The 20,427-nt window shown below is 72.9% G+C and carries 15 protein-coding genes; 9 read left to right on the top strand and 6 right to left on the bottom strand.

Annotated features, from left to right (window positions below; genetic code table 11):
• The first annotated feature begins 47 nt into the window (after positions 1-47).
• Genes ACIBST_RS16170 through ACIBST_RS16150 form a run of 5 tightly spaced genes read left to right on the top strand, consistent with a single transcriptional unit; the run spans position 48 to position 6,465 of the window.
• A complete protein-coding gene (locus ACIBST_RS16170) occupies positions 48-1,652 on the top strand; it encodes an ABC transporter substrate-binding protein (RefSeq protein WP_397172342.1) in 1,605 nt (534 codons plus the stop codon).
• Positions 1,649-2,608, top strand: a complete 960-nt coding sequence (locus tag ACIBST_RS16165) for an ABC transporter permease (protein ID WP_397172340.1) — start codon at positions 1,649-1,651, stop codon at positions 2,606-2,608. Before ACIBST_RS16170 ends, ACIBST_RS16165 begins: the two co-directional genes overlap by 4 nt.
• Positions 2,608-4,551 (top strand): dipeptide/oligopeptide/nickel ABC transporter permease/ATP-binding protein, encoded by a 1,944-nt coding sequence (locus ACIBST_RS16160; protein WP_397172338.1) that lies wholly within the window; start codon positions 2,608-2,610, stop codon positions 4,549-4,551. Before ACIBST_RS16165 ends, ACIBST_RS16160 begins: the two co-directional genes overlap by 1 nt.
• The gene (locus tag ACIBST_RS16155) at positions 4,544-5,536 is read left to right on the top strand and encodes an oligopeptide/dipeptide ABC transporter ATP-binding protein (RefSeq protein WP_397172337.1); all 993 of its coding nucleotides are present in this window, start codon (positions 4,544-4,546) and stop codon (positions 5,534-5,536) included. Before ACIBST_RS16160 ends, ACIBST_RS16155 begins: the two co-directional genes overlap by 8 nt.
• A complete protein-coding gene (locus ACIBST_RS16150) occupies positions 5,533-6,465 on the top strand; it encodes a dihydrodipicolinate synthase family protein (RefSeq protein WP_397172335.1) in 933 nt (310 codons plus the stop codon). Before ACIBST_RS16155 ends, ACIBST_RS16150 begins: the two co-directional genes overlap by 4 nt.
• Before the next feature lie 35 nt (positions 6,466-6,500).
• On the opposite strand, the gene ACIBST_RS16145 is transcribed toward ACIBST_RS16150, so the two are convergent.
• The 3 genes from ACIBST_RS16145 to ACIBST_RS16135 form a co-directional block, all read right to left on the bottom strand.
• Entirely contained in the window at positions 6,501-8,165 is a 1,665-nt protein-coding gene (locus ACIBST_RS16145) for a catalase (protein WP_397172333.1), read from the bottom strand.
• Positions 8,166-8,250: 85 nt separating this feature from the next.
• The gene (locus ACIBST_RS16140) at positions 8,251-9,195 is read right to left on the bottom strand and encodes a sugar kinase (RefSeq protein ID WP_397172331.1); all 945 of its coding nucleotides are present in this window, start codon (positions 9,193-9,195) and stop codon (positions 8,251-8,253) included.
• Positions 9,192-9,947 carry an IclR family transcriptional regulator gene (locus ACIBST_RS16135; RefSeq protein ID WP_397172329.1) on the bottom strand — a complete coding sequence of 252 codons (756 nt, stop codon included), beginning with the start codon at positions 9,945-9,947 and terminating at the stop codon, positions 9,192-9,194. The genes ACIBST_RS16140 and ACIBST_RS16135 overlap by 4 nt, the downstream gene beginning before the upstream one ends.
• Before the next feature lie 122 nt (positions 9,948-10,069).
• On the opposite strand from ACIBST_RS16135, the gene ACIBST_RS16130 reads away from it, so the two are divergent.
• From ACIBST_RS16130 to ACIBST_RS16120, 3 genes are read left to right on the top strand one after another with little or no spacing between them, the layout of a single operon-like run.
• Positions 10,070-11,320 (top strand): extracellular solute-binding protein, encoded by a 1,251-nt coding sequence (locus ACIBST_RS16130; RefSeq protein WP_397172328.1) that lies wholly within the window; start codon positions 10,070-10,072, stop codon positions 11,318-11,320.
• Complete coding sequence (locus tag ACIBST_RS16125) at positions 11,317-12,207, top strand: carbohydrate ABC transporter permease (RefSeq protein ID WP_397172327.1); 891 nt, start codon at positions 11,317-11,319, stop codon at positions 12,205-12,207. The genes ACIBST_RS16130 and ACIBST_RS16125 overlap by 4 nt, the downstream gene beginning before the upstream one ends.
• Entirely contained in the window at positions 12,204-13,025 is an 822-nt protein-coding gene (locus ACIBST_RS16120) for a carbohydrate ABC transporter permease (protein ID WP_397172325.1), read from the top strand. The genes ACIBST_RS16125 and ACIBST_RS16120 overlap by 4 nt, the downstream gene beginning before the upstream one ends.
• Here the strand turns inward: ACIBST_RS16120 and ACIBST_RS16115 are convergent.
• Positions 12,996-14,102: a winged helix DNA-binding domain-containing protein gene (locus tag ACIBST_RS16115; protein WP_397172323.1), complete on the bottom strand. Its 1,107-nt coding sequence runs from the start codon at positions 14,100-14,102 to the stop codon at positions 12,996-12,998. The genes ACIBST_RS16120 and ACIBST_RS16115 overlap by 30 nt on opposite strands.
• A gap of 50 nt (positions 14,103-14,152) precedes the next feature.
• Positions 14,153-15,283, bottom strand: coding sequence for an alpha-hydroxy-acid oxidizing protein (locus ACIBST_RS16110; RefSeq protein ID WP_397172321.1), 1,131 nt, complete (start codon positions 15,281-15,283; stop codon positions 14,153-14,155).
• An 82-nt stretch (positions 15,284-15,365) separates the two neighbouring features.
• Here ACIBST_RS16110 and ACIBST_RS16105 point away from each other — a divergent pair, with 82 nt between their 5' ends.
• Positions 15,366-17,099, top strand: coding sequence for a protein kinase (locus ACIBST_RS16105; protein WP_397172320.1), 1,734 nt, complete (start codon positions 15,366-15,368; stop codon positions 17,097-17,099).
• 13 nt (positions 17,100-17,112) lie between these two features.
• Here the strand turns inward: ACIBST_RS16105 and ACIBST_RS16100 are convergent, their stop codons facing one another.
• Entirely contained in the window at positions 17,113-20,343 is a 3,231-nt protein-coding gene (locus ACIBST_RS16100) for a protein kinase (protein ID WP_397172318.1), read from the bottom strand.
• Between the last annotated feature and the right edge of the window lie 84 nt (positions 20,344-20,427).

The following is a 20,427-nucleotide window of genomic DNA, read 5'->3' as shown; positions in this document are numbered from 1 at the left end:
GGACATGGGATGTCCTACGTTCTACCTGTTCCCCCCAGGAGGCATCCGTGAGCTCTGAGTTCAGCCGCCGTGACTTCCTGCGCTACAGCGGGGCCACGGGTGCGGCGGCGTTCATCGCGGCCACCCTCTCCGCCTGTTCCGGAGGCCCGGCCTCGACCGGCTCGGTCGGCGCCGGATCGAACAAAGACCTGATCACCGCCGTCATCGGCTACGGCAACGACCAGAGCTGGGACCCGACGCAGACCGCGTCGGCGTTCGCGATGGCCGGGATCAGCCACGTCTACGAAGGGCTGCTCGACACCGACCCGGTCACCCGGGAGCCGTACCCGGCCCTGGCGACGGCGCTGCCCGCCGACGCCGACGCCACGTCGTGGACGTTCGCCCTGCGCGAGGGCGCCAAGTGGCACGACGGGCAGCCGGTCACCGCCGACGACGTGATCTTCACCTTCGAGCGCATCCTCGGCCCCGACAACGTGCTGACCGGAAACTTCTTCAAGCCCTGGCTCCAGGAGGTGAAGAAGGTGGACGACCGGACCGTGGAGCTGGTCCTGAAGTTCCCCTTCCCCGACGCGGCCCCCCGGCTGACCATCGCCAAGATCATGCCGAAGCACGTGTTCAGCCAGGCGGGCGCGTGGGACAAGGCCAAGAGCGGCATGGCGGTCGGCTCCGGGCCGTACAGGCAGACGGCGCACAACCCCAAATCCAACACCTCCTTCGAGGCGTTCGACGGCTACAACGGCCCCCGCCCGGCCACCGTCAGGAAGATGAACTGGCTGACCATCGTGGACGCCTCCGCCCGGGTGGCCAAGATCTCCGGCGGCTCGGCCGAGGCGCAGATCGCCGACAACATCCCGTACGCCAACGTCGACCAGCTCAAGCAGCAGGGCCTCACGGTCGAGGGCGGCAAGGGCATGAACCACATGTTCCTGATGTTCAACACCGCCGCCAAGCCCTTCGACGACGTACGCGTCCGCCAGGCCCTGCACTACGCCATCGACAAGCAGAAGATGATCGACGTGGCGCTCAAGGGCCACGGCACGGCCGCCAGCTCCTTCCTCAACGAGGGCCACCCCGACCACCGGCGCGCCTCGGTCGTCTACGACCACGACCCCGACAAGGCCAAGGCGCTGCTGAAGGAGGCGGGCGTGACGAACCTGACGGTCAACCTCATGGCCGTCAACGTGAGCTGGATCGCCGACTGCCTGCCCACCATCGCCGCCTCCTGGGAGGCGGTCGGGGTCAAGACGACGCTGGAGCCGCAGGACACGGCCGCGCTGTTCACCAAGATGGACCAGTTCCAGGACTATCAGGTGGTCGCGGCGGCCTCGAACCCCAACCAGTTCGGCATGGACGCCGACCTGATCCTGCACTACAACTACGTGCCCGGCGGCCTGTGGATGAAGTACAGCCACTGGGACGGCAGCAAGGACGCCGAGAAGCTGTTCGCCATGATGGACGCGGCCGCCAAGGAGACGGACAAGGCCAAGAAGAGCGAGCAGATCCACAGATATCTGGACCTGGTCGCCGAGCAGGCCGTGCTCTATCCCGTCGTCCACAACGAGCTGATGACCGCCTGGGACCCGAAGAAGCTGTCCGGCGTCCGCGCCCAGCCGTACCCCGGCATCAATCTGCTGCAGGCCAAGAGGACATGACGCTCGTACTCAGGATGCTGCTGCGGCGGCTCCTCATCCTGATCCCGCTGGTCCTGGGCGTGGTCGCGTTCGTGTTCGTGGTGATGCGCTTCTCGGGCGTCAAGCCCGAGTACGCCTACTTCCAGGGCGCGAACCCCACGGCCGAGCAGATCCACCGTTTCCAGCAGGAGAACGGCCTGCTGGACCCGCTGCCGCTGCGGTACGCGCGCTTCGTCGCCGACCTCGCCCAGGGCGACATGGGCACCAGCGTGCTCACCAAGAAGCCGGTCGTCGAGTCGGTGACCACCGCGCTGCCGCTGACCCTGCAGCTCACGTTCCTCGGCCTGGCCGTGGCGGTCGTGCTCTCGCTGGTGTTCGGCGTGACCGCGGCGCTGTTCCGCGACCGCTGGCCCGACCAGGCGATCCGGGTCGTGTCGCTGGTCGGCGTGGCGGCCCCGGCGTTCTGGCTGGCGCTGCTGATGATCCAGTGGCTGGCGGTCGGCGAGGGGCTGTTCCCGACCGGCGGCTACATCAACCCCGCCGACTCCCTCACCGGCTGGCTGCAGTCGATGACGCTGCCCGCGCTGTCGTTGTCGCTGCCGATCGCCGCCCAGCTCACCCGCATCATCCGCACGTCGATGGTCGAGGAGCTGGACCGGGACTACGTGCGCACCGCGATCGGCAGCGGCCTGCCGATGATCGTCGTGGTCGGCCGCAACGTGCTGCGCAACGCGCTGATCAACCCGCTGACCGTGCTCGGCCTGCGCATCGGCTACCTGATCGGCGGCACGGTGGTCATCGAGACGATCTACGGCCTGCCCGGCATGGGGCAGCTCATGATCAACGCGGTCCGCGACGGCGACCCGGCCGTGGTGCAGGGCGTCGTGCTCACCATTGCGATCGGCTTCATGGTGGTCAACCTGGTCGTCGACATCCTCTACCTGCTGGTCAACCCCCGCCTGAGGAGTGCCGCCTGATGAGAAGCGGACTCACCGAACGCCTGACCGCGTCGGCCGGCAGGCCCGGCGCCGCCTTCCGGCGGCTGCCCGCGGCGTCGTGGCCGGCGGTCGCCGTCGTCGTCCTGGTCGTGCTGGCCGCCCTGTTCGCGCCGCTGATCGCGCCGCACTCGCCGTACTTCCAGGAGGCCGCCGGCGGCGGCCCGTCGGCCGCCCACTGGATGGGCCTCGACAGCGCCAACCGCGACATCCTGTCCCGGCTCCTGTACGGCGCCCGCTGGTCGCTGATCATCGGCCTCGGCGCCACCGGCCTGGCCCTGGTCGCCGGGGCGGTCGTCGGCGCGGTCGCGGCCACCTCGCGCCGGGCGGTGGACGAGACCGTCATGCGCGTGCTCGACGTGATCATGGCCTTCCCCGGCATCGCGCTGGCCGCCGTGCTGGTCGCGGTGTTCGGCGGCAGCATCCCGGTGCTGGTCATGGCCATGGCCTTCCTCTACATGCCGTCCGTGGCCAGGGTCGTGCGGGCCAACGTGATCGCCCAGTACGGCGAGGACTACGTGGCGGCCGAGCGCGTCATCGGCGCGCGTACGCCGTACATCGTGCTGCGGCACGTCGCGGTCAACTGCGCGGCGCCCGTGCTGGTGTTCTGCACGGTGATGGTGGCCGACGCGATCGTGTTCGAGGCGTCGCTGTCGTTCATCGGCGCCGGCGTACGGCCGCCGGACCCGTCGTGGGGCAGCGTCATCGCCGACGGCAAGAACCTGGTGCTGCTCGGCGGCTGGTGGGCCACGGTCTTCCCCGGCCTGCTGATCCTGATCACCGTGCTGGCCCTGAACGTCCTGTCCGAGGGCATCGCCGACGCCTGGGCCGCCCCGGCGCGCAGGGCCGCACCCAGGAAGGACGACGCCTACGAGCAGGCCGCCCCCGGCGCCGGCCAGGTCGTCGAGCTGCCCGGCCTGGCCGAGGCCGCCCGCCGGCTGGCCGGACGCGCCCGCCCGCTGCCCGAGGGACAGCCGATCCTCAGCGTCGAACGCCTGAGAATCGGCTTCGACACCGGCGTGGACATCGTGGACGGCATCGGCTTCGAGGTCTGGCCCGGCGAGGTCGTCGGCCTGGTCGGCGAGTCCGGCTGCGGCAAGTCGCTGACCGCCCTGACCGTCATGGGCCTGCAACCGCGCCAGGCCCGGGTTGGCGGCCACGTGCGCTTCGACCAGCAGGAACTGCTCGCGCTGCCGCGCCGGGCCCGCCGCCGCCTGCTCGGCCACGAGATGGCGATGATCTACCAGGACGCGCTGTCCTCGCTCAACCCGGCCATGACCATCAGGGCCCAGCTCAGGCAGCTCGCCCGCAGGGGCGGCCGGCGCACCCCGGCCGAGCTGCTGGAACTCGTCGGCCTCGACGCCCGCCGCATCCTGTCGGCCTATCCGCACGAGCTGTCGGGCGGCCAGCGGCAGCGGGTGCTGATCGCGATGGCGCTCTCCCGCGACCCCAAGCTGATCGTCGCCGACGAGCCGACGACCGCGCTCGACGTGACCGTCCAGGCGCAGGTCATCGAGCTGCTGCTGCGGCTGCGCGAGGAGCTGGGGTTCGCGCTGATCCTGGTCTCGCACGACCTGGCCCTGGTCGCCGACGTCACCGACCGCGTCGTCGTCATGTACGGAGGCCAGATCGTCGAGACCGGCGCCACCGCCGCCCTGGTCGGCGAGCCCGCCCACCACTACGCCCGGGGGCTGCTCGGCTCGGTGTTGTCGCTGGAGTCGGGGGCCGAGCGGCTGACCCAGATCCCCGGCGTGGTGCCCGCGCCCGCCGACTTCCCGGCCGGGTGCAGGTTCGCCGACCGGTGCCCGATGGCCACCGGCGTGTGCCGTACGCAGACCCCGGTATTGGCCGGAGAGGCCAGGCGGCACGCGGTGGCCTGCCACCACCCGGCGGCCGGACTCGCAGGGAGTGAGACACGTGCTTGAGCTGAACGACGTGCACGTCGTGCACAGGGCCCGGTCGGGAGGGCTGTTCTCGCGGGACCGCGTGCACGCCCTGACCGCCGCCTCGCTGACCGTCGCGCCCGGCGAGACCGTCGGGATCGTGGGCGAGTCGGGCTGCGGGAAGTCCACGCTGGCCAAGGTGCTGGTCGGGCTCCAGCGTCCGACCTCGGGAAACGTGCGCCTGAACGGCCGCGACCTGTGGACGCTGAAGCAGGACGAGCGGCGCGCGCTGGTCGGCGGCGGCGTCGGGCTGATCTTCCAGGACCCGTCCACGGCGCTCAACCGGCGGCTGCCGGTCGGGCGGATCCTGCGCGACCCGCTCGACGTGCACCGCCGGGGCACCACCGGCGAGCGCGAGGCCCGCGTCCGCGAGCTGCTGGACCTGGTCGGCCTGCCCGCCGGCGTGGCCGGCGCGCTGCCCGGCCAGCTCTCCGGCGGGCAGCGGCAGCGGGTGGCCGTGGCCAGGGCGCTCGCGCTCGAACCGCGGCTGGTCGTCGCCGACGAGCCCACCAGCGCCCTGGACGTGTCGGTCCGCGCCCAGATCCTCAACCTGTTGCTCGACCTCAAGGACCGGCTCGGGCTGGCGATGGTGTTCATCTCGCACGACATCCAGACCGTGCGCCGGATGAGCGACCGCGTGGTCACCATGTACCTGGGCAGGATCGTCGAGCAGACGCCCGCGCGGTCGGTGCCGGGGCGGGCCAGGCATCCGTACACGCGGGCGCTGTTCTCGGCCACCCCCGGGCTGATCTCGCCCATCACGCCGATCCCGCTGGTCGGCGCGGTGCCGTCGGCCACCAGGCCGCCCAGCGGCTGCCCGTTCCGCACCCGGTGCTGGCGGGCGGACGACCTGTGCGCGGCCGAGATGCCCGCCGCCACGCGGGCCGGGGACGACCACCTCTTCCACTGCCACCACCCGGTGGCGGCCGGAGCCACCGACCTAGAGCTGATCCAGGAGCACTCATGACAGATCCCGATGTCGCCGGGGCCGCGACGGTGACCGGCGTGATCCCCCCGGTCTGCACGCCGTTCACCCCCGGCCACGAGGTGGACGCCGCCTCCCTGACCCGGCTGGTGGACCACCTGCTGGCCGGCGGGGTGGACGCGCTGTTCGTGCTCGGCTCCTCCTCGGAGGTGGCCTACCTGACCGACGCCCAGCGGCGGGTGGTGCTGGACACGGTCGTCGGGCACGTCGGCGGCCAGGTGCCGGTGCTGGCCGGGGTGATCGACATGACCACGCCGCGGGTGCTCGAACACGCCCGCGTCGCGGCGGCGGCGGGGGCGTCCGGGCTGGTGGCGACCGCGCCGTTCTACACGCGCACCCATCCCGAGGAGATCCGCACCCACTTCCGGACGATCGCCGCCCGCACCGGCCTGCCGGTCTACGCCTACGACCTGCCGGTCAGCGTCCACACCAAGCTGAGCGCCGACCTGCTGCTCGACCTGGCCGCCGAGGGCGCGCTCGCCGGGGTCAAGGACTCCAGCGGCGACGACGGCGGGCTGCGCCAGGTCATCCTGGGCCGCCGGGCGCCGTTCAGCGTGCTCACCGGGTCGGAGGTGACCGTGGACTCCGCGCTGTGGATGGGCGCCGACGGCGTCGTCCCCGGCCTCGGCAACGTCGACCCCCACGGGTACGCCGAGCTGTACCGGGCCGCCACCCGCGGCGACTGGGCGGCGGCCAGGGCCGAGCAGGAACGCCTGGTCAGGCTGTTCGAGATCGTCCGGGTCGGCGCGGGCCGCATGGGCGGCAGCTCGGCGGGGCTGGGCGCGTTCAAGGCCGCCCTGCACCTGCGGGGCGTCATCGACTGCCCGCTCACCGCGCTGCCGCAGATCCCGCTGAACGACGACGAGACCGGCCGGATCGGCAAGCTGCTGGCCGCCGCCGGGCTGCTGTAGCCGCCGCTCGGACGTCGCGGGTCAGGGGCCGCCTGTCACAGGCCGTCGGCGTGGGCGGCCCGCTCGTTCGGCACGCAGTGGGTCATCTTCAGGCCCTCCACGTCGCGCGGGCCGTTGCGCCCCAGCTTGACCAGGCGCTCCCGGTCCTCGTCGGTGAGGTCCTGGCTCGCCAGCGGCTCCAGGTGGGCGACGTCGTCCGGGGTGATGCCGAGGCCCTCGCCGACGCGCAGGCCGAGGTCGTCCTCCACGAGCAGGAAGTGCCAGACCATGCGCTCCTGGATGCGCCGGTCGCACTGGCTGAGCGCGTCGACGAAGTTGCGCACCAGGTCGTCGCGCTCCCACTGCTCCATGAGCAGGTAGCGCTGGCCGGCCTGCTTGTAGTCGTTGGTCCGCGGGATGCGCCTGCGCATGACCCGGCCGCTGATGACCGGGCCCTCCTCGTCCACGGTCGGGTACTCGGCCTCGCGCAGGCCGCCGCGCAGCGAGGGCTCGTAGTTGATGTGCGGGTCCTCGCCGCCGGTGTCGACGAAGTACGCCATCTGGCCGTCGCGCTGGTTGGTCCTGATGGGCGCGTTCCTGGCCTGGTTGACCGGCAGTTGCAGGTAGTTCGGGCCGACCCGGTAGCGCTGGGTGTCACTGTAGGAGAACGTCCGGCCGACCAGCATCTTGTCGTCGGAGAAGTCCAGGCCGTCCACCAGGACGCCGGTGCCGAAGGCGGCCTGCTCGTTCTCGGCGAACTGGTTCTCGACGTTGCGGTTCAGCACCAGGCGGCCGACCGGCCTGGCCGGGAACTCGTTCTCCGGCCACACCTTGGTGTCGTCGAGCGGGTCGAAGTCCAGCTCCGGGTGCTCCTCGTCGGTCATGAGCTGGACCAGCAGCTCCCACTCGGGGTAGTCGCCGCGCTCGATGGCGTCGTGCAGGTCCTTCGTCGCGTGCCCGAGGTCGCCCGCCTGGACGACCGCCGCGTCCGCCTCGGTCATGCTGCGCACGCCCTGCTTGGGCATCCAGTGGTACTTGACGAGGAACGTCTCGCCCTGCTGGTTGACCCACTTGTAGGTGTTCACGCCGAATCCCTGCATGTGCCGGTAGTCGGCGGGGATGCCGCGCGGGCTGAACAGGTTGACCAGCATGTGCATCGACTCGGGCGTCTGGGACATGAAGTCGAAGATGCGGTTGGGGTCCTGCCGGAAGGTCACCGGGTCGGGCTTGAGCGCGTGGATGACGTCGGGGAACTTGATGGCGTCCCTGATGAAGAAGACGGCCAGGTTGTTGCCCACCAGGTCCCAGTTGCCGTCCTCGGTGTAGAACTTGATCGCGAAACCGCGCGGGTCGCGGGCGGTCTCGGCCGAGTCCCGGCCGCCGATGACGGTGGAGAAGCGCAGCGCCACGTCGGTGCGCTTGCCGGCCTCCTGGAACAGCTTGGCCCTGGTGTAGCGGCTGACCGGCTCGTCGCCGATCTTGCCGTACGCCTCGAAGTAGCCGTAGCTCAGCGCGCCCCTGGCGTGCACCACCCGTTCGGGGATGCGTTCGCGGTCGAAGTGACTGATCTTCTCCAGGAACTGGTAGTTCTCCAGCGTCGCCGGTCCGCGCGGGCCGACCGTCCGCTGGTTCTGGTTGTCGTAGACGGGATGCCCTTGTCGGTTGGTGAGCACCTCGCGCTCGTCGTTCGACTGCGGACCCTTGCTGGAGACGTCTGTCATCGCACTGTTCCTCTCCCCGGACGAGATCTTCCCCGGCTGCCCTCAAGACCGGGTCGAAAACGGGCAAAACCTCGTCCTCGGGGAGCTACCTGCTCACACCGTCGGCTCCCCGGCCGAGCAGGCCCAGGTCGGACCGGCGGGGCAGGCTCTCCCAGTCGCCCTGCGAGGTCACCGCGAACGCGCCCGCCGCGCAGGCGGTGTCCAGCCGCCGTTCCGGCGCCGCCCCGGCCAGCCAGTCCGACAGCCAGCCGGCCGCGAACGCGTCCCCGGCCCCCACGGGGTCCACCTCGGTCACCCGGTACGGCCGCGCCCGCCGCAGCACCCCGCCGGACAGCTCAAGCGCGCCCGCCGACCCCGACTTGACCAGCACGTACGAGGGCCCGAGCGAGGCCAGCGCCTTGGCCAGCTCCGCCGGGTCCTCGACGTCGGCGACCAGGCGGCCCTCCGGGACGGTCGCGAACAGCACGTCCACGTCGCCGGCCGTCTCCCGCAGCCAGGCGCCCGCCTCCTTCTCCGTCCACAGGGCCCGCCGGTAGTTGACGTCCAGCGAGACCAGCACGCCGGCCGCCCGCGCCACGGCGATGGCGTGCGCCACCGTCTCGCGGGCCGACGCCGACAGCGCCGGGGTGATCGCGGAGACGTGCAGCACGCGGGCCGAGGCGATCAGCGCCGGATCGAGGTCGCCCGGCCGCAGCCGGGAGCCGGCGCTGTCCTTGCGGTAGTACCGCACGTCCACGAGGTCGGCCGTGCGGCGGCCCTTGATCATCAGACCGGTGGGGGCGTCCGGGTCGGTGACCGCGCGCACGTCCACGCCCTCGCCGGCGAGCGTGGCCCGGATCAGGTCGCCGAACTCGTCGTCGCCCACCCGTCCGGCCCACGTCGCCCGGTGGCCCAGCCGGGCCACGCCGATCGCCAGGTTCGACTCGGCGCCGCCGAGGCCCAGGTCGAAGTCGCGGGCGAAGCGCAGCGGCCCGGTACGCCGGGCGGCGAACAGCGCCATGGTCTCGCCGAAGGTCACCAGATCGGTCATGTGGTCGGCCTGCCCAGCTTTCTGGAGATCCGCGACGCCGCCCCGGCCACCAGCGGCCCGAGCTCCCGCACCCGCGCGGCGGTGATCCGCGAGGTGAGCCCGGAGACCGAGACGGCGGCGACGACGGCGTCGTTGTGGTTGAAGATCGGTGCGGCGACGCAGCGCACCTCGGGCTCGTTCTCGCGGTCGTCCACCGCGTAGCCGCGCCGCCGGATGTGGGTCAGTTCGGCGCGCAGCCGGTCGGGGTCGGTGATGGTGTGCTTGGTGATCGGGTCGAGCGCCAGCCCGGTCAGCGCCTCCTCCGGCTGCCAGGCCAGGATCGCCTTGCCGACCGCCGTGGCGTGCACCGGGCCGCGGCTGCCGATGCGCGAGGCCATGCGCACGTTCGTCTCGTTCTCCATCTTGTCGATGTAGACGACGTGCGGGTGGTCGTAGACGACCAGGTGGACGGTCTCGCGCACCTCGCTCATCAGCCGGTGCGACTCCTCGGCGGCGACCGCGCGCAGGTCCAGCGTGGCCAGGTACGCCTGCCCGAGCCGGAGGGTGCCGTGCCCCAGCCGGTAGGCCCCGGTCCTGCGGTCGCGTTCGAGCAGCCTGGCCTCCACGAGCGGGACGGTCAGCCGCAGCACCGTGCTCTTGGACAGGCCCACGGCCTCGGCGAGCTGGGTGAGCGACAGGCCGGTGTGGCCGCGTACGTGGTCCAGGACGGCCAGGGCGCGCCGGAGCGAGGCGGACTGGTTGCGGTCAGGCACGCAAGTCACCATATTCGATGAAATTTCGCGAAATGCAGCACCCTGTTGTGCACTGCACAACATCTCCTGACAGGTCTTCTCGACTCCAGAGCGAATTCCTAGTGTCGGCGCAGGAGGTAATAGTGAAGTTTCTTTACTTTGCCGCGGCTGGAACGGCCCTGCTCACGCTGGCCGCCTGCGCGCCCTCGACCGCTCCCGCCTCCGGCGGCGGCGACGAGCGGACGGGGACGCTGCGCGTCTGGCTCTTCGACGAGCCCAACCGGGCCCCCAAGGACAAGGTCGTCAACGAGGCGATCAAGGAGTTCACCGCCGCCCACGCGGACGTCAAGGTCGAGGTCACCTACATCCCCACCACGCCCGCCCGGCACGAGAAGTTCAAGGGCGCCTTCAACGACCCGGCCAGCTCCCCGGACGTCGCCGAGTACGGCAACACCGACCTGGCCGAGTACGCCGCCGCCGGCGGGTTCGCCGACCTCACCGCCGACCTGAAGGGCCTGGACCTGACCCCCGACCTGGTCAGGTCGGCCTCCGTCCAGGGCAAGCAGTACGGCCTGCCGTGGTTCATCGGCATCCGCGCCCTCTACTACCGCACCGACGTCTTCGACGAGCTCGGCCTGAAACCGCCCGCGTCCATCGGCGCCCTGACCGAGGCCGCCCGTACGATCCGCAGGAAGAAGCCCGACCTGTACGGCATAGCCGTCGGCGGCGAGTACACCTTCGGCGCCCTGCCCTTCGTCTGGGACGCCGGCGGCGACATCACCTCGCTCGACTCGCCGCAGTCGCGCAAGGGCGTCAAGGCGTACACGGACCTGCTGACCGACGAGGTGTGCCCGCCGCAGGCGTGCGTCTCGCTGACCGGCGGCAAGACGGTCGAGCTGTTCGCCGGCGGCAAGGCCGCGATGGGCATACTCGGCAACTTCAACCGCTCGGCCGTGGACGCCGGCGCGGCGGCCGGCAAGTACGCCGTCGTGCCGCTGCCCGGCGCGGCCGAGGGCTCGATCGCGCCCGCCTTCGCCGGCGGCAACAACCTGGGCGTGCTGAAGAACGCCGGTCACCGCACCCTGGCCGCGGACTTCGTCAAGCTGCTGGGCGGCAAGGCGTACCAGGGCAAGATGTACGACGCGATGGGCAACCTGCCGACGCTCACCTCGGCCCGCGACGAGCTGGCGGCCAAGGACCCGTTCGTCAAGCCGTTCCTGGACACGGTGGCCAAGGGCACCCGGTTCGTGCCGCTCGACCCCGCCTGGGTGAAGATCGACAACGGCAAGGTCATCCCCACGATGCTGCAGAAGGTCGCGACCGGCCGGTCCACCGTCGAGCAGGCCACCACCGAGGCGGCCGCGGCCGTCAAGACCGCCTTCGGCCGCTCGTGAGCCGAGGTTCGACCGCCCGCCGCGGGCGCCCCTGGCTCTACCTGCTGCCCGCGGCGGCCGTGCTGGTCCCCGTGTTCGGCTACCCGGTCTACATGCTGGGCCTGCTGTCGGTCTTCGACTACCGGCAGGCGCAGGTCAGCGGCGGGCAGCCGAGCACGTTCGTCGGGTTCGGCAACTACGCCGCGCTGCTCGGCGACCGGCGGTTCTGGGAGGTGCTGGCGCAGACCGTGGGGTTCGCGGCGGCGCTGGTCGTCGCGACGCTGGCGGTCGGCGCGGCCCTGGCCGTGCTGCTGACCAGGACCGGGCCGCTGCCGAGGACGGCCCTGTCGCTGGCCGCGCTCGGCGCGTGGGCGGCCCCCGCGATGACCGGCTCCACCGTGTGGATGTTCCTGTTCGACGCCGACCTCGGCCTGGTCAACCAGGTGCTCGGGATCGACGGGTTCAACTGGTTCTACGACCGGTGGGTCACCTTCGGCGTGGTCGGCGCGACGGTCGTGTGGCACTCGTTCCCGCTGGTGATGATCACCCTGTACGCGGGCATCCGGGCCATCCCCGCCTCGGTGCTGGAGGCGGCCGCGCTCGACGGCGCCTCGGCCTGGCAGGGGTTCTGGCGGATCATCGTGCCGATGCTGCGGCCGCTGGTCACGATCGTGGTCATCCAGTCGGTCATCTGGGACTTCAAGCTCTTCACCCAGATCTACGTGATGACCAACGGCGGCGGCGTGGCCGGGCAGAACACCGTGCTCAACGTCTACGCCTACCAGATCGCCTTCGGCTCCTCCGAGTACGGGCTCGGCTCGGCCGTCGCGGTCGTCATGACGCTGATCCTGCTGGTGATCACCCTGTTCTACATCCGGGCGCTGCGGCGCAGTGGGGAACGCCTGTGAACCGACGACGTCTTCTGCCCAACGCGGTCGCGCTGGTGGTCGCCCTGCTCACCGCGTTCCCGCTCTACTGGATGGTCCTGTCGGCGCTCAAGCCGGCCGGGGAGATCCAGTCGCTGGAGGTCAGGCCCTGGACGTCGCACCCGACGCTGGACAACTTCGTCCGGGTGCTGACCGGGGAGAACTTCGCCCGCTACCTGCTCAACAGCGCGATCGTGGCGCTCCTCGTGGTCGTGCTGTCGGCCGGGGTCGCCTTCCTGGCCGCGGTGGCCGTGACCAGGTTCGCCTTCCGGTTCAGGACGACCGTGCTGATCATGTTCCTGGTCGCGCAGATGGTGCCGGTCGAGGCGCTGACGATCCCGCTGTTCTTCGTGGTCCGGGACCTGGGCCTGCTCAACACGCTGGCCTCGCTGGTGGTGGTGCAGCTCGCCTTCACGCTGCCGTTCGCGATCTGGATGCTGCGCGGGTTCGTCGCCGGGGTGCCGGAGGCGCTGGAGGAGGCGGCGATGATCGACGGGGCCGGACGCGCGACCGTGCTGTGGCGCGTCCTGTTCCCGCTGGTCGCGCCCGGCCTGGTGGCGACCAGCGTGTTCTCCTTCATCACCGCCTGGAACGACTTCGTCTTCGCGCGCACCTTCATCATCTCGTCCAAGGACAACCAGACCCTGCCCGCGGCGCTGCTCGTCTTCTTCAAGCCCGACGAGAACGACTGGGGCGGGATCATGGCGGCCTCGACGCTGATGACGATCCCGGTGCTGATCTTCTTCGTGGCGGTGCAGCGGCGGCTCGTGTCAGGGCTTGGAGGGGCGGTCAAGGACTGAGACGGCGTGCTCGTCGCCGGGGGCGAGGAACTCCAGCAGCAGCCGCGCCTCCCGCTCGACCTCGTCCAGCTCGGCGATCGGCGTCCACTGGTGGACGTTCAGCGTGGAGACGCCCTTGGCCCTGGTCACCGTCCAGTCGCCGGCGGTGACGCCGTCCACCAGGATGATCCGGGGGATCACGTTCGTGCCCATGAACGACCCCTGTATGACGGCCGCGCCCCGCTCGCTGATCACCCGCGAGCGGTCGGCGTGCGACAGGAACAGGTTGTCGAAGTCGTACATCAGCCGCACCGGGGCCGGGACGTCCTCGGCCGGGCGGACGGCCTCCGGCAGGTCGTACAGCGTGCGGCCGGCGGCGTCCCTGAAGCGGACCAGGTCCATGGACTCGACGACCTCGCCCAGCCTGGTCAGGCCCGACCAGGTCTGCGCGTCCTGCACCGAGGCCGGGCCGAACGCGGCCAGGTAGCGCCGGACCAGCTCGGCGGGCGTCATCGGCGGCACCTCCGCCGGGCCCAGCCACGACTCGGCGGTGGTGTGCGCGACCGGCCCGCTCCTGCCCCACAACCCGCGCGGCGGCACCTGGACCAGCGGCAGCAGCCAGCGCACGCCCTGGCCGAGCGCGTGCTGGTCGTGCTCGGGCCACCGCTCGGCCAGCGCCCGCCCGAGGTCGGCGAAGGTCATCGCACGCTCCTCCAGCAGCGCCCGGCCGACCGCGGCCAGCTCGTCCAGGTCGACGCCCGCCAGCCGCTTGCCGAACGTCGTACGGGTCATGCGCTCGGTGACGGCCTGCAGCAGCGGCCGCATGGCCAGGCAGTCGCGGGCGGTGACCAGGTGGATGGTGGAGCGCTGCAACGCGATCCGCACCAGCTCACGTCCGGCCAGCAGGCCGGAGACCTCCTCGGGCTTGAGCCCCTCGATGCGGTTCCACAGGCCGACGTACCAGGTGTGGGGGGTCTGCGCCTGGAGGCCGCCGAGCCGTTCGACGACCTCCTGCACGCTGCCGTCGCCGCGGCGCAGCAGCAGCTGTCGGTCGAGCGTGGCCCGGTTGAGCGCACGCTGGGAGATGAGGGGATCCATGGGGACAACGGTAGGGGTGATCGCGGTCATTTCCGGACCTCGATGCGCCCTCAGGCGAGCGCGTCGGGGCCCAGCTCGTGCGACGCGGAGTAGCCGGACAGGGCGAGCGTGATGTCCAGCTCGCCCAGCAGGCAGCGCAGCACGTGCTCGACGCCCGCCTGCCCGCCCAGCGCCAGCCCGTACAGCACGGGACGGCCGACCAGCACGGCCCGCGCGCCCAGCGCGAGCGCCTTGACCACGTCGGCCCCGGTGCGCACGCCCGAGTCGAACAGCACCGTCAGCCGGTCGCCCACCGCCTCGGCGATGCCGGGCAGCGCGTCGAGCGCGGCCAGGGCGCCGTCGACCTGGCGGCCGCCGTGGTTGGACACCACGATCCCGTCGACGCCGTGCTCGGCGGCCAGGCGCGCGTCCTCGGTGCTCATGATGCCCTTGAGCACGATCGGGCCGTCCCAGTGGTCGCGCAGGAACGACAGGTCGTCCCAGCTTAGGCCGGGGTTGGGGAACATGCCCGCCCAGTGGGCGACCGGGTTCTCGATCCCGGCGAAGTGGGGGTCGCTCAGGTAGTTGGCGAGGCCCGTGCCGGCCAGGAACGGCAGGAAGCCGCGGTCGAGGTCGGCCGGACGCCAGCCGAGCAGCGTCGTGTCCAGCGTGACCACCAGCACCGAGTGGCCGGTCGCCCTGGCCCGGCGCAGGAAGCTCAGGCACACGTCCCGGTCGGTCGGGCAGTAGAGCTGGTACCAGCGCGGCGCGTCCCCGCCGGCCGCCGCCACCTGCTCGAAGTCGTGGGCGGCGGCCGTCGAGTGCACGTACGTGACGCCGACCGCGGCCGCGGCCCGCACGGTGGCGAGCTCGCCCTCCTCGTGGGCCAGCGTCTGCACCCCCATGGGCGCCACCAGCACCGGCGCCGCCATCCGGGTGCCCAGCACCTCGCACGACAGGTCACGCTCCCGCGCGACGCCGCGCAGCATCCTCGGCACGATCCGGCGCCGCTCGAACGCCTCCAGGTTGGCCCGCGCGGTCGAGCCGCTGCCCGCGCTCGGCACGATGTACCCCAGCGCCTCGGGCGGCAGCACCCGCCCGGCCGCGCCCTCCAGGGCCGACAGATCGGTGGTCAGCTCCGGCGTGCGGCCTTCGAACATGCCCGTCAGGTAGATGCCGAGCTGGTGGTCGCCTGCGTTCATGGCGCCCATCCAACCAGCCCGCCCGTCCCCGCCGCGACCACCCTGATGACGGCGACCACGACGCGGCCCTACGCTGCTTCCCATGCACAAACGCGTGATCGACAACCGCTTCGAGCTGACCGAGAGGCTCGGCGGCGGTGGCATGGGCCTGGTGTGGCGCGCCTGGGACACCGCCCTCCACCGCGAGGTCGCGCTGAAGGAGGTCCGGCCGCCCGATCCCGCGTTCGAGGAGCACGACCCGGAGGCCGCCCGCGAGCTGCGGGCCAGGGTGCTGCGCGAGGCCCGCGCGCTGGCCCGGCTGAACCATCCGCACGTCGCCACCATCCACCACATCGTCGATCCGGGCGGTGACGGCTACCCGTGGATCGTCATGGAGCTGGTCACCGGCGGCTCGCTCCAGGACCGCCTGGCCCGCGGGCCGATGACGCCCTGGGAGACCGCCCGGCTGGGCCGCGAGGTGCTGTCCGCGCTGCGCGCCGCGCACGCCGTCGGCATCCAGCACCGCGACGTCAAGCCCGCCAACGTGCTGCTGCGCGAGGACGGCCGGTCGGTGCTCACCGACTTCGGCATCGCCGCCGTGCGCGAGTCGACCAGCCTGACGGCGACCGGGTCGTTCATCGGCTCGCCCGAGTACATGGCGCCCGAGCGCATCAACGGGCACGAGGGCGACCCCGCCTCCGACCTGTGGTCGCTCGGCATGCTGCTGTACGTGGCCGTCGAGGGTCGCCACCCGCTGCGCAGGAGCACCACGCTGGCGACGCTGGCCGCCGTGCTCAACCAGGACGTGCCGCCGCCGGAGCGGGCCGGCCCGCTCGGTCCGGTGCTGGGCGCGCTGCTGCGCCGCGACCCGGCCGGGCGTCCCGACGCCGAGACCCTCGACCGCATGCTCGCCGCCGCCGCCGACCCCGGCGCGGCCCCGCCCGCCTACCCGCCCCCCGCCCCGCCCCCCGCCCCGCAGCCCGCCCCGGCCCCGCTCCAGCCCGGCCCCCCGTCCGCCCCCTCGGGACCGCTCCACCAGGGTCACTTCCCGCCGTCGCCCGGCCCGCTCCGGCAAGGCCCGCCGTACGGGGCCACCGTGCCGCCCGGGGCGCGGCAGGGGGCCACCGTGCCGCCCGGGGGGCCGCGGCCCTGGGGGACGGAGCCGTCGTTCTCGCAGGCCGGCACCATGGCGTCGCGTCGCGCCCGCCGTTCGCCGGTCGCCGCCGTGACGGCCTCCGTGGGCGCGCTGGCGGTGACCGGCGTGCTGGTCTACACGCTGCTGCCCGGCGTGCGCGGCGCTGAGGAGCCGACCCAGCCGAACACGCCGCAGATCACCCCGGTGGAGACCACCGACGTCGAGGAGCCGAAGGCGAGCGAGGAGCCGCAGCCGCAGCCGGAGAACCTGCTCACCGCCGACGGCGTCCGCGCCGCGATCAAGGCGCTCAAGCCGGTCATGGGCGGCACCAAGGTCGTCCGGATGGTCGTCTACCCGACGTACATCTCCGCCGAGGCCCCGGTCAAGGACGACCCGGGCGTCTACGACCGCTACGCCTACCGCGACGGCAAGGCCACCCACGAGGGCCCCGGCTCCACCATCCGCACCCCGACCGTCGACCTGGCCAAGTACAACTGGGACGCCTTGCCCGGCCTGTTCAAGAAGGCGCAGAGCGTCCTCGGCGTGCGCAAGCCCACCGCCCGCTACGTCATCATCGATCCCGACTACGTCTTCACCAACCCCAAGCAGGTCATGCTCATCTACCTCACCGACGCCTACCGCACGGGCTACCTGGCGGCCGACCCTCAGGGCAGGGTGCTCAAGACCGTCCCCGCCTCCTGACCTGCCGCCCGGCTCAGCAGCCGCCCTGGTAGCCGCTCTCCGGGATCAGCCGGGTCCACTCGTCCTGGCTGAGCGGCCCGCCCGCGCGGGCGCACACCTCCTGCGCCGTCAGCGCCGGGTCGACCGGGCTCTCGCGGACGCTGCCGTCGGCCGCCACGCCGCGCAGCCTGCGGCCGTCCTGGCTGAAGGCCAGGCCCTCGGACCACGACCCGACCTGGCCGACCTCGCGCAGCGTGCCGGCGTCCCACAGGGAGGTGCGTTCCGCGTCGATCGCGAGCAGGTCGCCGCCAGGGGAGAAGCGCAGGTCGCGTACGGGGGCCGGGCCGGTCTCGACCGAGCCGGCGCGCCGGCGCCCGCGCACGTCCCACAGCTCGACGCGTCCGCCGCCGAGCCCGAGGGCCAGCGTGCGGCCGTCGGGGGAGAAGGCGAGCGCGGTGGGCCGGGCGGCGGCCGGGGCGAGCGGGGTGACCTCGCCGGTACGCAGGTCGAGCAGGTTCGTGCCGGAGGCGAGCGTCGAGCCGTCGGGGCTGAAGGCCATCGCCAGGTCGCCCGCACCCTCGTAGGCCCTGATCCGGCGGCCGGCGCGCACGTCCCAGGTCTCCAGCAGCCGGCCGCGCGCGGTGGCCAGCGTGTCGCCGCCGGGGGACAGGGCCACGGCGGGCACGTCGCCGCCCGCGTCGATGACGGCGACCCTCCTGCCGCCCGACGCCTCCCAGACGGTGACCGGGTCGCCCGCCACGGCCAGCAGCCTGCCCGCGGCGTCGAAGGCCACGTCGCCGGTGGCGGCGATCTCGGCCAGCGGCTTGCGCGCCACCACGTCGGTGAGCCGGATGGCGTTCCCGACGTCCTTGGCCGCCACCCGGCCGTCGCTCGACAGCGCGGCGGTGCGGACGCCGGAGAAGGGCGCGGGCAGCCCGGAGACGTCGAGCGAGACGACCGAGCCCAGGCCGCTCAGGTAGCGCAGGGTGCGGCCGTCGGCGGAGAAGGCCAGGTCGCCGTGCTGGTCGCCGCGGAAGCGGTAGGCGCCGGCCAGCCGCCGGTCGGCCACGCTCCACAGGCGCACCTCGTCCCGGCCGGGGAGGGCGAGCAGGCTGCCGTCGGGGCTGAACACGGGCGTGCCGGCGGAGCCGTCCGCCGGCAGCTCCCCGCCAGCGGCCTCCGCCGCGAACGCGGTGGCGGCGGCGCCGGTCGGGGCCCCCTGCGGCGGTTCGGCGCCCGGCGTCAGGAGGGTCACGCCGTCGCGGCCCGCGACCGCCAGGGTGCGGCCGTCGGGGCTGAACGACAGGGGCGGCGCCGACCGGTCCGGCCCGGTCTGCGGCCGGACGGCGAACTCCCGCTCCTTGGCCCGGCCGGGCAGCGACCAGAGCTCGACCCGCCCGTCCAGGTCGGAGACCGCGGCCCGGCTCCCGTCGCGCGACACCGCCACCCGCCGGTCGAGCACGTCGAGCAGCACCTCGGCGCCCCGGTAGACCCTGGTGCGGTTGCCGCTGGTGATCGTGTACGTCCCGGTCGCGGGGGCCCGGCCGGTGGCCACCTCGACGGGCTGCCCGCCGGGGCCCTCGGCGTACCGGCCGTCGTCGCTCAGCGCGGCGCTGCCCTCGGGGAGCGCGTGCGCGGCGAGCTGCCGGCCGCTGCGCACGTCCCAGACGGTCAGCGTGCGGTCGCGCCACCTGACCAGGTCGTCGCCGCGCAGCAGGTAGCCGGCCCGCTCGTCGGCCGCGGGGTCGGTGAACACGCCCAGCTCCGGCTGCGCCAGCGAGGCATGCAACGCCACCCGCGCCTCGAACACCGGCGACATCCGCCAGGCCGCCACGCTCAGCCGCATCGCCGTGCGCGGGTCGGAGGAGCGCAGCGCCTCGGCACGGGCGGCCACGGCCCGCGCGTTGGCCTCCAGAAGGTGCCCGCGCAGCTCCCGCTCGCCGTTGAGCGAGACGGCGGACATCGACACCGCGACGGCCAGCGCGGCGGCCAGGGTCGCCATCGAGGGGCGCAGCAGCCGCCTGCGCTGCTTGGACATGGCCACGCTCGCGCCGATGAAGTCGCGTTCGAGCTGGCTGAGCCGCAGGTGGCGGCGCTTGGCCGCGGCCCAGCCGAGCGCCGTGTCGAGCCGGTCGCCCCGGTAGAGGTAGGTGTGCCCGCGCCGGTGGCGCGACCACCGGTCGGCCGCCAGGCGCAGCTCGCGGTGGACGGCCAGGCCGTCGCGCTCGTCGGCCACCCAGCCGCGCAGGCGTGGCCAGGCCCGGTAGAGCGCGGCGCTGGCCGGCGCGACCCGGTCGTCGCGCACGGCCACGAGCTTGCCGACCGCGGTCTCGGTCGGCGGCACCCGCACGCTGCGGCGCACGAGCAGCCCGGCGTCCATCAGCGGGGCCAGCACGCCGCCCTCGTCGTGGGGGTCGTCGCCGTCCATCAGGCGCAGCAGCAGGCCCGGCACCGCCTCCTGCTGGCGCGGCGTGAGCCCGGCGTAGACGCGCTCGGCCAGCTCGCCGAGCGACCTGTGCCCGGCCACGCCCGCCGGCGGGCGCAACGCGGCCGGGTCGGCCTCGACCAGCAGCTCGTCGGCCGCGGGACGGGCGGCGGGGTCTTTGGCCAGCGCCCGCCCGACCAGCTCGCGCAGCCCGTCGGGCAGGGCGCTCAGGTCGGGGTCGACGGTCAGCAGCCGGTGCAGCACCGCGCCGAGACTGCGCCCGGAGAACGGGTCGCCGCCCGTGGCCGCGTAGAGCACCACGGCCCCCCAGGAGAAGACGTCCGTCGCCGGCTCGTGGCCGCTGCCGGTCAGGATCTCGGGGGCCAGGTACGTGCACGTCGCCCCCAGCGACCCGCCGACCGCCGCCCCCATGTCGATCACCTTGGGGCCGCCCGCCGCCAGCAGCACGCTCTCCGGCCGCAGATCGCGGTGCGTCAGCCCGGCCGCGTGCAGCGTGCGCAACGCCCCGGCCAGCGCGCCGGCCAGCGCCGCCAGCTCCTCGCCCCGGTACGGCCCGTGCCGCTCGACCGCCTGCCGCAGGTCGGGCCCGTCGACGAACTCGCTCACCACGTAGGGGATGCCGTGATCGACCCCGGAGGCGACCACCTCCGCCAGATGCGGGCAGCTCACCCGCGCGACCGGCTCGACCTCGACCCGGGGCACCTTCACCGCGTAGCGGCGGCCCTCGTCGTCGTAGGCGTCGTAGACCACCCCGCGCGCGCCCGCGCCGAGCCGGGCGGCCAGCCAGAAGCCGCCCAGCCTCTCGGGATCACCAGGCACCAAGCGCATCGTCACTGATGCTTAGATGCGCCGGACCGGCCGTTGGTTGTCGGTGAACGACCACAGGTCCCCCGCGCGCCTCGG

Origin of the sequence: Nonomuraea sp. NPDC049684, from assembly GCF_044465345.1 — a bacterium.
GTDB lineage: Bacteria > Actinomycetota > Actinomycetes > Streptosporangiales > Streptosporangiaceae > Nonomuraea.
The sequence above is the reverse complement of the archived record's forward strand: the minus strand, read 5'-3'. Positions and strand labels throughout refer to the sequence as shown.